This window comes from Hydrogenophaga sp. LT287 (assembly GCF_055702805.1).
The window spans coordinates 49212-63307 of the sequence record NZ_JBVPZC010000019.1; the positions used below are offsets into that span (position 1 = coordinate 49212).

Genomic DNA, 14096 nt, shown 5'->3' on the forward strand with positions numbered 1-14096 from the left:
CGCACCGGCAACACAAGCACCATGGCAACCCGCAAGAAGTCATCCACCCCCAACCGCGGTTTTCGCGTGGCCGATCAGATCCAGCGCGATCTGACCGAGCTGATCGCGCGCGAACTCAAAGACCCGCGGGTGGGCATGGTCACAATCAATGCGGTCGAGGTCACGCCCGATTACGCGCATGCCAAGGTGTTCTTCAGCCTGCTCACAGGCGATCCACAAGAGACCTTGCAAGGATTGAACACCGCAGCGGGCTTTCTGCGCAGCGGCTTGTTCAAGCGCTTGCACATCCACACGGTGCCGACCTTGCACTTTGTGTTTGATCGCACCACCGAGCGCGCGGCCGACATGAACGCCTTGATCGCCAAGGCCGTTTCTTCTCGCGCCCAGGAGGACTGACCATGCACGCGCCACGCACTCGGGTGCAGCGGCGCCCTGTGCACGGGGTGTTGCTGCTCGACAAACCGCTGGGTCTTTCCAGCAACCAGGCTCTGCAAAAGGCCAAGTGGTTGCTGCGCGCTGAAAAAGCAGGCCATACCGGAACGCTCGATCCGTTGGCCACGGGCGTGCTGCCCTTGTGCTTTGGAGCGGCCACCAAGTTCAGTCAAATCCATCTGGATGCCGACAAAACCTACGAAACCACGGTGCGCCTGGGGCAGAAAACGGCCACTGGCGACGCCGAGGGCGAAGTCATTGAAACCCGCCCGGTGACCTGCTCGCCAGGCCAGGTGGTCGAAGTGCTCGACCGCTTCATGGGCCCCATTGCCCAAGTGCCGCCGATGTACAGTGCGCTCAAGAAAGACGGCAAGGCGCTCTATGAGTACGCGCGTGACGGTGAAACGGTGGAGCGCGAAGCCCGGCAGGTGGTCATTCACGATCTGGAGTTGCTGGACATGCAGCTCACGGGCGACAACCCCAGTTTGCATTTGCTCGTGCGTTGCAGCAAAGGCACTTACATTCGCACGCTGGGCGAAGACATTGGCGAAGCCCTCGGCTGCGGCGGTCACCTGACCATGCTGCGCCGGGTAGCCACCGGACCCTTTGACGCCAGCCAGTGCACCACGCTCGAAGCGCTGGAAGCGGCCACCGAAGAGCAACGTCTGGGCCGGTTGCTGCCTGTGAAGACCTTGCTCGAAGGCTACACGCCGGTTGTGCTGGAAGCTGAAAGTGCAGGGCGCTTTCTGAGCGGTGTGCGCCGCCGGGGCGCCTGGCCCAACGAAGCGCGGGTAGCGGTTTTCGGACCTGCCCCAGGCGCTTCTAACGAAACAACAACCGACCGCGTGTTGCTGGGCAGTGCCCACACCGAAGGCGGCGAATTGATCCCGGGGCGGCTGCTGAGCCCCATCGAAATACAGCAAATCCTGGAAACCTCACCGGAACTCACATCATGAGCAAACAAATCCGCAACATCGCCATCATCGCCCACGTTGACCATGGCAAAACCACCATGGTGGACCAGCTGCTTCGGCAGTCGGGCACCTTCGCCGAACACGAAAAAGTCGTGGACACGGTGATGGACAACAACGCCATTGAAAAAGAGCGCGGCATCACGATTCTGGCCAAGAACTGTGCCGTCAGCTGGAAGGGCACCCACATCAACATCGTGGACACCCCCGGTCACGCGGACTTCGGTGGCGAGGTGGAGCGCGCTTTGTCCATGGTGGACGGTGTGGTGCTGCTGATCGACGCGCAAGAAGGCCCCATGCCACAGACCCGCTTTGTGACCAAAAAGGCCCTGGCCTTGGGTCTGAAGCCCATCGTGGTGGTCAACAAGGTGGACAAGCCCGGCGCGAACCCCGACAAGGTGGTCAACGCTGCCTTCGACCTGTTCGACAAGCTCGGTGCAACCGACGAGCAGCTGGACTTCCCGGTCGTTTACGCCTCGGGCATCAATGGCTGGTCTTCGCTGGTGGAAGGCGCTCCTGGCGAACAGTGGGGGCCTGACATGTCCGCCCTGTTTGAAACGGTGCTCAACCACGTGCCTGCACAGACGGGCGATCCAGAAGCACCCCTGCAGCTGCAAATTTCAGCGCTCGACTTCTCGACTTTCGTGGGCCGTATCGGCGTGGGCCGTATCAGCCAGGGCACGATCAAGCCCAACATGGACGTGCTGGTGATGGAAGGCCCCGATGGCAAGTCCATCAAAGGCCGCATCAACCAGGTCCTGACGTTCCAGGGTCTGGACCGCGTGCAAGCCACCGAAGCCGGACCGGGTGAAATCGTGCTGATCAACGGCATTGCTGACATCGGCATCGGTGTGACCATCACCAACCCGCTGACGCCAGCACCGCTGCCCATGTTGAAGGTGGATGAGCCCACCCTGACGATGAACTTCTGTGTCAACACCAGCCCGCTGGCTGGCCGCGAGGGCAAGTTTGTCACCAGCCGCCAAATCTGGGACCGCCTGCAAAAAGAGTTGCAGTCCAACGTGGCGCTGCGCGTCAAGGAAACCGACGAAGAGGGCATCTTCGAGGTGATGGGCCGCGGTGAATTGCACCTGACCATCTTGCTGGAAAACATGCGCCGCGAAGGCTACGAGCTGGCCGTGTCCAAGCCACGCGTGGTGTTCCGCGATGTGGATGGCGTGCGCCACGAGCCCATCGAGCTGGTGACGGCCGACATTGAAGAGCAGCACCAAGGCGGCGTGATGCAAGCCCTGGGCGAGCGCAAGGGTGAGCTGGCCAACATGGAGCCGGACGGCCGTGGCCGCGTGCGTCTGGAATACCGTATTCCAGCGCGCGGTCTTATCGGTTTTACCAACGAATTCCTGAACTTGACCCGCGGCTCCGGCCTGATCTCGAACATCTTCGACAGCTACGAACCGCACAAAGGTGACATTGCCAGTCGCAAGAACGGTGTGCTGATTTCGATGGACGACGGTGAAATTTTCACTTACGCACTGGGCAAGCTGGACGACCGGGGTCGCATGTTTGTGAAGGCTGGTGATCCGGTGTACGAGGGCATGATCGTCGGTATCCACAGCCGCGACAACGACCTGATCGTGAACGCCACCCGCACCAAGCAGCTGACCAACTTCCGCGTATCGGGCAAGGAAGACGCGATCAAGATCACGCCGCCAATCGACCTGAACCTCGAATACGGTGTGGAATTCATTGAAGACGACGAGCTGGTGGAAATCACGCCCAAGTCGGTCCGTCTGCGCAAGCGTTTCCTGAAAGAAGGCGACCGCAAGCGCAACAAGTGATTAACGCAGGGGACCGCCGCCCTGCTTCGGGCGGTGTGTCCAGTGGCGCCTGTTGGCAGGCGCCGGTTTTTCCCAGAACAAAGACATGTTCCCTTCTCGCCAGCTGAGCCACACGCAGGCCGTGGTGTTGATGGTTTTGGTCGCCTTTCTCTGGTCGATCGCTGGTGTGGTCTCTCGCCAGTTGGAGTCTGCGGCCCGATTTGAAGTCACGTTCTGGCGCAGCGCGTTCACAGCGCTGTCGCTTGTGGTGATCCTCCCGATCTGGCGCCATGCCAGCGGCTCTCACCTCGCTCAACCTTTGTCTGAACGATCGGTGGTCGGTCAATTCATGCACCGCCACTGGGGCGTGCTGCCTGAAACCCGTGCGTTTTGGCTGTCAGGCGCTTGCTGGAGCGTGATGTTCACGGCCTTCATGTTGGCCTTGACCTTCACCAGCGTGGCCAATGTGCTGATCATTCTGGCTGCTGGGCCTTTGTTTACCGCCCTCGTGGCCCGTTTCACCATTGGCCAACGCCTGCCGCTGCGCACCTGGCTGGCCATTGTGGCCGCGGGTGCTGGCATTGTGTACATGTACGGCAGCCAGATGCTCGCGGCTTTCCAGGGGGAATCGACAGAAGCTTCGGCCCTGGTGCTGGGCTCCCTGGTGGCGCTGTGTGTTCCCGTGGCGGGTGCCATCAATTGGACGGTGGTACAGCGCAGCCAGTCTCAGGGCGAAAAGATTGACCTCGTGCCTTCGGTTTTGCTGGGTGCGCTGATCTCGGCGCTGCTCACCCTGCCTCTGGCATTGCCATTCGCGGCCACGGTATCGGACGTGGGCTGGCTGGCTTTGCTCGGTCTTTTTCAGTTGGCTATCCCCTGCACGCTGTCGGTCGTGTGTGCACGGGTTCTGAAAGCACCCGAAATCTCGCTGCTGGCGTTGCTGGAAGTCGTATTTGGTATTTTGCTGGCGTGGGTATGGGCCCACGAAAAGCCGGCAGCCGAGGTGCTGTTGGGTGGAAGCCTGGTCATTGGCGCCTTGCTCGTCAACGAGTTGTTGGGCTGGCGCTCACGCACCGGCACACCCCGCATTCAGACCGTTAATCAGCCCAGGCAATGACCTGGCCTCGTCCACCCTAGACATAGGACCTTCACCATGACCACGCTCTCTGCCGAAAATCACGTTGTCGCTGAACTGCGCGGCCGGGTGGGTTGCATCACCCTGAACCGCCCGCAGGCGCTCAATGCCCTGTCGCTGGGGATGATTCGCACCCTCACGCAAGCCCTGTTGGACTGGCGCGACGACGAGCAGGTGCTGGCGGTGGTGGTGCGCGGTGTCAACAAGGACGGACCGTTTGGCGCTTTTTGCGCGGGCGGCGACATTCGGTTCTTTCATCAGGCGGCCTTGAGCGGGAACCCCGAGCTGGAAGACTTCTTCACCGAGGAATACGCGCTCAACCATCTGATCCACACCTACGCCAAGCCCTATATCGCGTTGATGGACGGCATCGTCATGGGCGGAGGCATGGGCATCAGTCAGGGCGCGAGCTTGCGCATTGTGACCGAGCGCAGCAAGTTGGCCATGCCAGAAACGGGCATCGGCTTGTTTCCTGACGTGGGTGGCGGATATTTTTTAAGCCGCTGTGCCGGCCGCCTGGGCGAATACCTGGCCCTCACCGGTGTGGTGCTGGGTGGACGCGACGCGATGGCCGCAGGGCTTGCCGACGGGTTCATCGATTCGGGGCGACTGCCTGGCTTGTGGAGTTCGCTGGCCCAGACGCCGTTTGAAAACGGCGCATCGGTTGAACGTTGGTGCGCCAGCCACCTGAACACCGCCACGACACCCGGGACCTGGCCCGTCACGGAGGTTGACCGCATTTTCAGTCTTCCGAGCGTGCCTGAGATCGTGGCAGCGCTGGAGGCCACCGATTCTGACTGGGCACGCAGCACGCTGGCCACGCTGAACAAACGCTCACCACTGATGTTGCATGTTGTGCTGGAACATATTCGGCGTGCACGCGGCATGGGTCTGGCGGACGATTTGCGGCTGGAGCGAGGCCTTGTTCGGCGCTGCTTTCAGTTGCGTCCGGGAGCGGACAGCGAAACGGTAGAGGGCATTCGCGCGTTGGCAGTGGACAAAGATCACCAGCCGCGCTGGAACCCGGCTCGGGTGGAGGATGTCTCCCTGGAGCAGGTGAGCGCATTCTTTGAAAGCCCCTGGCCAGACCACACGCACCCGCTGCGCACACTGGCCTGAGTTCGAACGCCAGCGGATCGCACCGCTGGGCTGCTTCGCTGCGGCTGCGGTTCAGCGCTGCCGGCTTTTCATGGCGCGCTCAACCTCGCGCTTGCCTTCGCGGTCCTTGATGGTGTCGCGTTTGTCGTGCTCGGCCTTGCCTTTGGCCAGCGCCATGTCGCATTTCACCTTGCCATTTTTCCAGTGCAGGTTCAGCGGCACCAGCGTGTAGCCTTTTTGCTCGATTTTTCCGATCAGCCGCCGGATCTGGTCTTTGTGCAGCAGCAGTTTTTTGGTGCGAACGGCATCTGGCGAAATGTGGCTGGATGCGGTATTGAGCGGATTGATCTGGCAACCGATCAAGAACAACTCGCCTTCCCGGATCACCACATAGCCATCGGTAAGCTGGACTTTGCCTTCGCGCAGGGCTTTGACTTCCCAGCCTTCGAGCACCATGCCCGCTTCAAAGCGCTCTTCAATGGCGTAGTTGAAGAAGGCTTTCTTGTTGTCAGCGATGCGGCTGTCTGCGCCTTTGACGGAGGTTGATTTGCTGGATTTGGTGGCCATGGGGGTTCAGGTGGGGCCGCATGGTGGGACATGCAAGGCCCATACAATGGGGTTCGGAGCTCAGGCGCTGGTTGCATGTCGCATCGACATGGCATTGACGGCCCTGAGACCAACCGGCTGACCGGCGGGCTTCACACCCGCTTGCACGCAGGTCCATTGTATGAAAACCATTCACAAATCTGTTTTGCTTTGGCACAGCGCACACGAAATGTTTGCGCTGGTGACCGATATCGAACATTACCCCCAGTTTTTGCCTTGGTGCGAGCACGGCGAGGTGCTGGAGCAAGAAGACCACACCATGGTGGCCAAAGTGGGTATGGCCATCAGCGGTCTGCGCCACAGTTTCACCACACGCAATGTGCACGAGGCCGACCGCAAGGTGGTCATGGAGTTGGTGGACGGCCCGTTTTCGCACCTTGACGGTTGCTGGGTGTTCACCCCGCTGGGAGACGGTAGCCAGCGGGCATGCAAGGTGGAATTCACCTTGAGCTATGGATTCAACAGCGCGACCCTGGCCAAGCTGGTTGGGCCCGTCTTTGAAAAAATCGCGGGCAGCTTGGTAGATGCTTTTGTTAAGCGCGCAGACCAGGTCTATGGCAGCGTTTGATCGGTTTTCATGAGCAGCAACCTGCGCATTTTGCTGGTCTACGCCAATGCACCGCGCACGGTGCAGGAAGCCGTGCTCGATGTCGCGCCTGGCACCACCGTTTTGCAGGCACTGCTGCAGTCCGGCTGGTTGGTCCGTTTTCCAGAAATCAATGAGCAGAGCTTGCCACTGGGCTCGTGGGGACGAAAGGCCAGCGGCCACACACCGCTACGGGACGGTGACCGGATCGAGGTTTACAGAGAGCTGCGGGTCGACCCCAAGGTGGCACGCAGGGAGAGGTTTGTGGGGCAGGGCGCAAGGGGCGCTGGCCTCTTTACCCACCGCCGACCGGGGTCTAAAGCGGGTTACTGAGGCCGTCGAACGCTCAGCGTTTGCAATGCGCTAAACCAGCGGGCAAGGTGCCAAACCGGCAGCGTCGCGATCAGTTCACGCCGGCAGCGCAATCGGAACGGATGAGATCGTCCAGGCGTTTGGCCTCTGCGGCTCGGCCACTGTCATCCATGATCTCCCGCTCTCCTTTGGCATTGGTGGTAGCAATGCGGATACCCGAGTCGAGCGTGGCTTTGGCTCGCTTGGCTCTTTCGCAGTTGTCAGCACGTGCCTTGGCCTGGCGTTCTTCTTCGGCCTTCTTTTTGGCCTGTTCGGCCTCTTCTGCTTGTTTCTTGCGCGCTTCCAGCTGTTCGTCGCGCCCACTCAATTTGGGTGCAGCTACTGTGCTGGTAGAGGCGGCCACCTCGGTGCCCGTCGGCGTTGTGGCCGCGGATACCGCGGGTGTGCGCAACCCAGGGCGTTTGAGAATGCTCTTCTCGGGCACCGTGCTGGGCGGTGGCGTGTCACTGAAGACTTTGCGGCCGGTGCCATCAACCCATTGCCATTGCGCCATCGCTGCGCTGCTGGCAAGTGCGGCCAATACAACCAGTGCCCACTGGCGACATGGCAGGAAAGAAGACTTTTTGAAAAGCATGCTTGAAGTTTAGCGCCGGTGAGGCCGGGCGAGGCTGTGTTTGTGTCGCAGCAGTGAAGAAGTTGCACATCTTCGCCGTTTGATCATTTGCCGCAAGGCGCTCGTGCCGCCCGGGTTTGCCCTGATGGTGGCCGGATACAATATTGCTTTTGGAGCTTTACCCATGCGCCTACTCGGCAAAGCGCTCACCTTCGACGATGTCTTGTTGGTGCCAGCGTACTCCCAAGTCCTTCCCAAGGACACTTCCCTCGCCACCCAGTTTTCACGCAACATCAAGCTGAACCTCCCGCTGGTTTCAGCGGCCATGGACACCGTGACCGAAGCCCGCCTGGCGATCGCCATTGCACAGGAAGGCGGTATTGGCATCGTTCACAAAAACCTCACGGCGCAAGAGCAGGCCGCCCAGGTGGCCAAGGTCAAGCGCTACGAGTCGGGCGTGCTGCGCGACCCTGTCGTCATCACGCCGCAGACCACCATCCGCCAAGTCATGAAGCTGTCTGACGACTTGGGCGTATCTGGCTTCCCTGTCGTGGATGCTGGCCGAGTGGTTGGCATCGTCACCGGGCGCGACTTGCGCTTTGAGACGCGCTACGACCTCCCGGTGAGCGAGATCATGACGCCGCGCGAGCGCCTGATCACCATGCCCGACGGCACTACGCCGGCCGAGGCCAAGACCCTGCTGAACAAACACAAGCTGGAGCGCTTGCTGTTGGTCAACGACGCCTTCGAACTCAAGGGCTTGATCACGGTGAAAGACATCACCAAGCAGCTCAATTTCCCCAACGCTGCGCGCGATGCCGCCGGCCGGCTTCGCGTGGGCGCGGCGGTAGGCGTGGGCGAGGGCACCGAAGAGCGCGTGGAAGCCCTGGTCAAAGCCGGTGTAGACGCCATCGTGGTGGACACCGCTCACGGCCACAGCAAAGGTGTACTGGACCGCGTGCGCTGGGTGAAGCACAACTACCCGCAAGTGGAGGTCATTGGCGGCAATATCGCCACGGGTGGCGCTGCGCTGGCGCTGGTCGAGGCGGGTGCCGACGCCGTCAAGGTGGGCATTGGCCCAGGTTCCATTTGCACCACCCGCATCGTGGCGGGGGTGGGTGTGCCCCAGATCATGGCGATTGACAGTGTTGCCACCGCCTTGCAGGGCACCGGCGTGCCCATGATTGCCGACGGCGGTATCCGCTACAGCGGTGACATTGCCAAAGCCATTGCAGCCGGTGCCAACACGGTGATGATGGGCGGCATGTTTGCCGGCACCGAAGAAGCGCCGGGTGAAATCGTGCTGTACCAAGGGCGCAGCTACAAGAGCTACCGCGGTATGGGCTCCATTGGTGCCATGCAACAGGGCAGTGCCGACCGCTACTTCCAGGAATCCAGCACCGGCAACCCGAATGCCGACAAGCTGGTGCCTGAAGGTATTGAGGGGCGTGTGCCTTACAAGGGCTCGGTCGTCTCCATCATCTTCCAGATGGCGGGCGGTCTGCGCGCCTCCATGGGCTATTGCGGTTGCCCCAGCATTGAGCACATGCGCCACAAGGCAGAGTTTGTTGAAATCACGTCGGCCGGCATTCGCGAAAGCCACGTTCACGACGTCCAAATCACCAAAGAAGCGCCCAACTACCGCGCGGAATAAGCGCCGATGCGCCAGTGGCCGTCCTGATGGACGGCCTTTTTGCTTTCTGAACAGCCCAGCCAGACAACGCCATGCAACACCAGAAAATCCTCATCCTCGATTTCGGTTCCCAGGTCACCCAGCTCATCGCCCGCCGCGTGCGCGAAGCGCATGTGTATTGCGAAGTGCACCCCTGCGATGTGAGCAGCGAATGGGTGCGCGAGTTTGCGGCCGACGGCCAGCTCAAGGGCGTGATTCTTTCCGGCAGCCACGCCAGCGTGTACGAGGTGGACGACAAGGCGCCTGACGCGGTGTTCGAACTGGGCGTGCCGGTGCTGGGCATCTGCTACGGGATGCAGACCATGGCGCAGCAGTTGGGCGGCAAGGTCGAAGCAGGCACCACACGCGAGTTTGGCTACGCCGAAGTGCGCGCACGCGGCCATACCCCGTTGCTGAAAGATATCGCCGACTTTCACACGCCAGAAGGTCACGGCATACTCAAGGTCTGGATGAGCCACGGCGACAAGGTGACCGAAATGCCGGCGGGCTTCAAGCTCATGGCCAGCACCGACAGCTGCCCCATTGCAGGTATGGCCGATGTGGACCGTGGCTACTATGCGGTGCAGTTCCATCCCGAAGTGACCCACACGGTGCAGGGTAGGGCGCTGCTGGAACGCTTCGTGCTCGACATTTGCGGTACCCGGGCCGATTGGGTGATGCGCGACCACATTGAAGAAGCGGTTCAAAAAATCCGCGAGCAAGTCGGCGACGAAGAGGTCATCCTGGGTCTGTCCGGCGGCGTTGATTCGTCGGTGGCCGCCGCGCTGATCCACCGCGCCATCGGCGACCAGCTCACCTGCGTGTTTGTCGACCACGGCCTGCTGCGCCTGAACGAGGGCGACATGGTGATGGACATGTTCGTCGGCAAGCTGCACGCCAAGGTGATCCGCGTGGATGCGGCCGATCAGTTCCTCGGCCACCTGGCCGGTGTGAGTGAGCCGGAGGCCAAACGCAAGATCATCGGCCGCGAATTTGTTGAGGTTTTCAAGGCGGAAGCCGCCAAACTGATTTCGAGTGGTGCATCAACAAAAGGTGCCAAGTGGTTGGCACAAGGCACTATTTATCCTGATGTGATCGAGTCGGGTGGTGCCAAGAGCAAGAAGGCCGTCACCATCAAGAGTCACCACAACGTGGGCGGGTTGCCCGAGCAACTGGGCCTGAAACTGCTAGAGCCGCTGCGTGATCTGTTCAAAGATGAGGTACGCGAACTCGGCGTGGCCCTGGGTTTGCCGCACGACATGGTCTACCGCCACCCGTTCCCGGGCCCAGGCCTGGGTGTGCGCATTCTGGGCGAGGTGAAAAAAGAATTTGCTGACCTGCTGCGCCGTGCTGACGCGATCTTCATTGAAGAACTGCGCTCCACCATCGACCACAACAGCGGCAAGAGCTGGTACGACCTGACCAGCCAGGCCTTCACCGTGTTCCTGCCGGTCAAGAGCGTGGGTGTGATGGGCGACGGCCGCACCTACGACTATGTGGTGGCGCTGCGCGCGGTGCAGACCAGCGACTTCATGACCGCTGACTGGGCCGAGCTGCCCTATGCGTTGCTCAAAAAGGTCAGCAGCCGCATCATCAACGAGGTACGCGGCATCAACCGCGTGACCTACGACGTGAGCAGCAAACCGCCGGCCACCATTGAGTGGGAATGAGTCAGACCGCTACCGTTGGCTAGAACCAGGCTGTTGATTGTGCGAGCTTTGCTGAGCGTCCTTGCGTTGTTGCTGAGTTTGTGGCTCGTGATGACCTTGGTGCAGCGCCAGTTGAGCGGTGTAACGCCAACTTCTGAAGGGCCTGCCAAAGCGCCAGCACAGGCGCCACAGCAGATCCAGCAGCGGTACCAAGATGCCCTGGATGAAGCGATGAAGCAGAACCAGCGCAAACTGGACGGCGACGTCGAGTCCGGACGCTGAGACATGAGTGCCAGCGACGAAATTTTCATGCGCGCAGCGCTCGCGGAGGCGCGAGAAGCGGCCGAAAACGGCGAAGTGCCGGTTGGCGCCGTGGTGGTGCGAGCCGGTGAAATCATCGCGCGCGGGCGCAACAACCCGCTGGCCACCCACGACCCGACCGCACACGCCGAAATTGTGGCGCTGAGGATGGCGGCACAAGCGCTGGGCAACTACCGCTTGGACGATTGCGATCTTTACGTGACACTGGAACCCTGCGCCATGTGCAGCGGAGCGATGTTGCATGCCCGGTTGCGACGGGTGGTGTTTGGTGCAGCCGACCCCAAAACCGGCGCAGCGGGTTCGGTGCTTAATCTGTTTAGCGAGCGTCGGCTCAATCACCAGACAGCGGTGCAGGGCGGTGTTCTGGCGCGAGCGTGCGGGGAGTTGTTGAGCGGTTTTTTTAGGACGCGGCGCGAAGTCAGCAAGCGCGAAAGCCACCCGCTGCGTGAAGATGCACTGCGCACACCGGATGAGCGATTTGCAGCGTTGCCAGACTACCCGTGGGCTCCAAACTACCTGAGCGATCTGCCTTCACTCGCCGGCTTGCGGCTGCACTACCTGGACGAAGGCCCGCGCGATGCCGCGCGCACCTGGCTTTGCCTGCACGGCAACCCAGCCTGGAGCTACCTGTACCGCAAGATGCTTCCGGTTTTTACAGCTGCAGGTGACCGGGTGATCGCGCCCGATTTGATCGGCTTTGGCAAGAGTGACAAACCCAAGAAGGCCGCCAACCACAGCTTCAGTTGGCACCGCCAGGTGCTGCTGGAGTTGATCGAACGACTGGACCTGCGCAACGGGGTGCTGGTGGCGCAAGATTGGGGTGGCTTGCTGGGGTTGACGTTGCCGATGGATGCGCCAGGGCGTTTCACTGGCTTGCTGGTAATGAACACCATGCTGGCCACGGGTGACACGCTCTTGTCGCCCGGATTCTTGGCGTGGCGCAAGATGTGCAACGACAAACCCGCCTTTGATGTCGCCAGTCTTTTTGCACGTGGCAACCCGCACCTGAGCGCCGCAGAATGCGCCGCCTACAGCGCACCGTTTCCGGACCAGGGGCACCGAGCCGCCTTGCGGGCTTTTCCGGGTCTGGTTCCTGAGCACCCGCAAGACGACGGGGCCAGCCTGTCAAGGCGTGCCCGTTCATTCTGGCAAAGCGACTGGCAAGGTCGAAGCCTCATGGTGATTGGCCAGCAAGACCCGGTGTTGGGCGAGTCTGTGATGCGCGAGCTGCATCGCCTCATTCGCCATTGTCCAGAACCCGTGCTACTGCCCCAGGCCGGACATTTCGTGCCAGAACACGGCGAAACCATTGCCCAGATGGCCACAGCCCACTTCGAGCGCTGACATCCGGCCAAGCTGGCCTTTCCGGGATAATGGCGGTCTTTGCCTGCCGCCCGATCCCATGAGCCACATCTACATCTATTCACCCTCCAGTGCCGTGCGAGACAAGGCTGCTTTTCGCCGGGGGGTGGCCCGGCTCCGAGCGCTCGGGCACGATGTTGAAATTGATGAAGCTGCGCTGAGCAGCCATCAGCGGTTCGCTGGCGACGACGAGACGCGCCTGGCCGCTATCGGCCGTGCGGCGACCAGCGCTGCTGACGTGGCGCTGATCTCACGGGGCGGCTATGGCCTCACGCGGCTGCTCGATGCGCTGCCCTACAAGCCGCTGGCCAAGGCCATTGAAAGAGGCACCCAATTTGTGGGCTTGAGTGATTTCACGGCATTGCAATGCGCGCTGTATGCGAAAACTGGCGCCATTACCTGGGCGGGCCCCGCCTTGGGGGAAGACTTCGGCGCTGAGGTGGGCACGGACGACATCATGGAAGCCTGCTTTGACGATCTGTTGTGCGGCCACGGCGAGGGCTCTGGCTGGCGATTGCCCAGCAGCGACGTCCCAGCGTTGGCAGCACTGCAGCAACAACAGGGCAAAACCGTTGCCCAAGATGGACCTGAATTGCGTGTGCGCAAAGCCACGCTGTGGGGCGGCAACCTGACCGTGCTGTGCTCACTGGTTGGCACGCCGTTTTTACCTGCCACCAAAGGTGGGGTTTTGTTTCTGGAAGATGTGAACGAACACCCCTACCGCATTGAGCGACAGCTCACCCAATTGCTGCACGCGGGCATCATTGGGCAACAAAAAGCGGTGTTGTTGGGGTCGTTCAACCGCTACCAGCCGAGCCCTCATGACAAAGGGTTCAAGCGTCAGACGGTGGTCAATTGGCTGCGCTCAAAAACCAAGACACCCGTGTTCACGGGCTTGCCTTTCGGGCATGTGCCCACCAAAGTGATGCTGCCCGTGGGGCAGCAGGTGGAACTGATGGTTCAAGGGCGTGACGCCCTGTTGTATTGGGGATGACCGCTTGGTCACGTTGGCCGCCAACGCGCCAGCATGCGTGATCAGCGGCGCAGGCGGCAGGAATCGATCAGGCTTTTGGGAAGCAAGCCGCGAAACACAGGCGAGAGGCTCTGTACCGTGTCGACGGCTTTGGCTTCACCATGCAACTGGCTCAGCACCGCCATCATTTCTGATCGCGCAAACCAGAGCCCGTGTGCATCGCCCAGGTAGTTCAAGCGGCGTGTCAGCTGCGGGCTGATCAGGGCACCTTCTTCGCCTAAAGCAGCCAGCATGGCCCTTCGTATCGGCTCAAGGGCTTCTGGCGAGTCTTTGCGCACTTCAGACCCCAGCAGGGCAGAAATGCTGTTTCGAATACCGGGTTTGAACCAGCGCATGGCAACGACCTCAACGACTTTATGTTTGTAAATCTAGATTACGCGAACACATCGGTGGTCGGCAATTGTTAGCGGCGGTCTAAACCCGCGTAAATCTGGCGGCGGTAAGTGGTGACGGAATTTGGTGACGTAATCCGGTGTTCATTTCTGGTGGCGGATTCTGGGTGCGGTTTTCGGTGCTGAGCGTGCCAAC

15 protein-coding genes are annotated in these 14096 nt (G+C 61.1%); 12 read left to right on the top strand and 3 right to left on the bottom strand.

What is annotated here, in order from left to right:
* Window positions 1-21 precede the first annotated feature (21 nt).
* The 5 genes from rbfA to AC0GNR_RS13920 all read left to right on the top strand — a co-directional run bounded on the left by rbfA (window position 22) and on the right by AC0GNR_RS13920 (window position 5435).
* Complete coding sequence (gene rbfA, locus AC0GNR_RS13900; protein ID WP_304834246.1) at window positions 22-396, top strand: 30S ribosome-binding factor RbfA; 375 nt, start codon at window positions 22-24, stop codon at window positions 394-396.
* A 2-nt stretch (window positions 397-398) separates the two neighbouring features.
* Window positions 399-1388 (top strand): tRNA pseudouridine(55) synthase TruB, encoded by a 990-nt coding sequence (truB, locus tag AC0GNR_RS13905; protein ID WP_472901525.1) that lies wholly within the window; start codon window positions 399-401, stop codon window positions 1386-1388.
* Window positions 1385-3202, top strand: coding sequence for a translational GTPase TypA (gene typA, locus AC0GNR_RS13910; RefSeq protein ID WP_472901526.1), 1818 nt, complete (start codon window positions 1385-1387; stop codon window positions 3200-3202). Before truB ends, typA begins: the two co-directional genes overlap by 4 nt.
* A gap of 85 nt (window positions 3203-3287) precedes the next feature.
* Window positions 3288-4298 carry a DMT family transporter gene (locus AC0GNR_RS13915; RefSeq protein WP_472901527.1) on the top strand — a complete coding sequence of 337 codons (1011 nt, stop codon included), beginning with the start codon at window positions 3288-3290 and terminating at the stop codon, window positions 4296-4298.
* A 36-nt stretch (window positions 4299-4334) separates the two neighbouring features.
* Window positions 4335-5435, top strand: a complete 1101-nt coding sequence (locus AC0GNR_RS13920) for an enoyl-CoA hydratase/isomerase family protein (protein WP_472901528.1) — start codon at window positions 4335-4337, stop codon at window positions 5433-5435.
* 51 nt (window positions 5436-5486) lie between these two features.
* Here AC0GNR_RS13920 and smpB read toward each other — a convergent pair whose 3' ends face one another.
* On the bottom strand, window positions 5487-5981 hold the full coding sequence (smpB, locus tag AC0GNR_RS13925) for an SsrA-binding protein SmpB (RefSeq protein ID WP_472901529.1): 495 nt from the start codon (window positions 5979-5981) through the stop codon (window positions 5487-5489).
* A 160-nt stretch (window positions 5982-6141) separates the two neighbouring features.
* On the opposite strand from smpB, the gene AC0GNR_RS13930 reads away from it, so the two are divergent.
* Both AC0GNR_RS13930 and AC0GNR_RS13935 read left to right on the top strand, forming a co-directional pair.
* Window positions 6142-6588 carry a type II toxin-antitoxin system RatA family toxin gene (locus AC0GNR_RS13930; protein WP_472901530.1) on the top strand — a complete coding sequence of 149 codons (447 nt, stop codon included), beginning with the start codon at window positions 6142-6144 and terminating at the stop codon, window positions 6586-6588.
* A 9-nt stretch (window positions 6589-6597) separates the two neighbouring features.
* Window positions 6598-6939, top strand: coding sequence for an RnfH family protein (locus AC0GNR_RS13935; RefSeq protein WP_472901531.1), 342 nt, complete (start codon window positions 6598-6600; stop codon window positions 6937-6939).
* A 70-nt stretch (window positions 6940-7009) separates the two neighbouring features.
* On the opposite strand, the gene AC0GNR_RS13940 is transcribed toward AC0GNR_RS13935, so the two are convergent.
* Entirely contained in the window at window positions 7010-7552 is a 543-nt protein-coding gene (locus AC0GNR_RS13940) for a DUF4124 domain-containing protein (protein WP_472901532.1), read from the bottom strand.
* A 163-nt stretch (window positions 7553-7715) separates the two neighbouring features.
* Between AC0GNR_RS13940 and guaB the strand changes: the two genes are divergently transcribed.
* The 5 genes from guaB to AC0GNR_RS13965 all read left to right on the top strand — a co-directional run bounded on the left by guaB (window position 7716) and on the right by AC0GNR_RS13965 (window position 13529).
* Entirely contained in the window at window positions 7716-9185 is a 1470-nt protein-coding gene (gene guaB / locus AC0GNR_RS13945) for an IMP dehydrogenase (protein WP_472901533.1), read from the top strand.
* Window positions 9186-9256: 71 nt separating this feature from the next.
* Entirely contained in the window at window positions 9257-10873 is a 1617-nt protein-coding gene (gene guaA, locus AC0GNR_RS13950; RefSeq protein ID WP_472901534.1) for a glutamine-hydrolyzing GMP synthase, read from the top strand.
* 39 nt (window positions 10874-10912) lie between these two features.
* Window positions 10913-11134, top strand: a complete 222-nt coding sequence (locus AC0GNR_RS13955) for a hypothetical protein (protein WP_472901535.1) — start codon at window positions 10913-10915, stop codon at window positions 11132-11134.
* A 3-nt stretch (window positions 11135-11137) separates the two neighbouring features.
* The gene (tadA, locus tag AC0GNR_RS13960) at window positions 11138-12517 is read left to right on the top strand and encodes a tRNA adenosine(34) deaminase TadA (RefSeq protein WP_472901536.1); all 1380 of its coding nucleotides are present in this window, start codon (window positions 11138-11140) and stop codon (window positions 12515-12517) included.
* A 58-nt stretch (window positions 12518-12575) separates the two neighbouring features.
* A complete protein-coding gene (locus tag AC0GNR_RS13965) occupies window positions 12576-13529 on the top strand; it encodes an LD-carboxypeptidase (protein ID WP_472901537.1) in 954 nt (317 codons plus the stop codon).
* Between the two features lie 41 nt (window positions 13530-13570).
* Here AC0GNR_RS13965 and AC0GNR_RS13970 read toward each other — a convergent pair whose 3' ends face one another.
* Complete coding sequence (locus tag AC0GNR_RS13970) at window positions 13571-13903, bottom strand: hypothetical protein (protein WP_472901538.1); 333 nt, start codon at window positions 13901-13903, stop codon at window positions 13571-13573.
* Window positions 13904-14096 lie beyond the last annotated feature (193 nt).

Excerpts from the sequence above, each read along its gene's own strand:
- AC0GNR_RS13920 (WP_472901528.1), top strand. The coding sequence starts at position 4,335 with ATGACCACGCTCTCTGCCGAAAATCACGTTGTCGCTGAACTGCGCGGC.
- typA (WP_472901526.1), top strand. The coding sequence starts at position 1,385 with ATGAGCAAACAAATCCGCAACATCGCCATCATCGCCCACGTTGACCAT.
- AC0GNR_RS13970 (WP_472901538.1), bottom strand. The coding sequence starts at position 13,903 with ATGCGCTGGTTCAAACCCGGTATTCGAAACAGCATTTCTGCCCTGCTG.
- AC0GNR_RS13915 (WP_472901527.1), top strand. The coding sequence starts at position 3,288 with ATGTTCCCTTCTCGCCAGCTGAGCCACACGCAGGCCGTGGTGTTGATG.
- rbfA (WP_304834246.1), top strand. The coding sequence starts at position 22 with ATGGCAACCCGCAAGAAGTCATCCACCCCCAACCGCGGTTTTCGCGTG.
- AC0GNR_RS13930 (WP_472901530.1), top strand. The coding sequence starts at position 6,142 with ATGAAAACCATTCACAAATCTGTTTTGCTTTGGCACAGCGCACACGAA.
- AC0GNR_RS13935 (WP_472901531.1), top strand. The coding sequence starts at position 6,598 with ATGAGCAGCAACCTGCGCATTTTGCTGGTCTACGCCAATGCACCGCGC.
- AC0GNR_RS13965 (WP_472901537.1), top strand. The coding sequence starts at position 12,576 with ATGAGCCACATCTACATCTATTCACCCTCCAGTGCCGTGCGAGACAAG.
- guaA (WP_472901534.1), top strand. The coding sequence starts at position 9,257 with ATGCAACACCAGAAAATCCTCATCCTCGATTTCGGTTCCCAGGTCACC.
- AC0GNR_RS13940 (WP_472901532.1), bottom strand. The coding sequence starts at position 7,552 with ATGCTTTTCAAAAAGTCTTCTTTCCTGCCATGTCGCCAGTGGGCACTG.
- tadA (WP_472901536.1), top strand. The coding sequence starts at position 11,138 with ATGAGTGCCAGCGACGAAATTTTCATGCGCGCAGCGCTCGCGGAGGCG.
- guaB (WP_472901533.1), top strand. The coding sequence starts at position 7,716 with ATGCGCCTACTCGGCAAAGCGCTCACCTTCGACGATGTCTTGTTGGTG.
- truB (WP_472901525.1), top strand. The coding sequence starts at position 399 with ATGCACGCGCCACGCACTCGGGTGCAGCGGCGCCCTGTGCACGGGGTG.
- smpB (WP_472901529.1), bottom strand. The coding sequence starts at position 5,981 with ATGGCCACCAAATCCAGCAAATCAACCTCCGTCAAAGGCGCAGACAGC.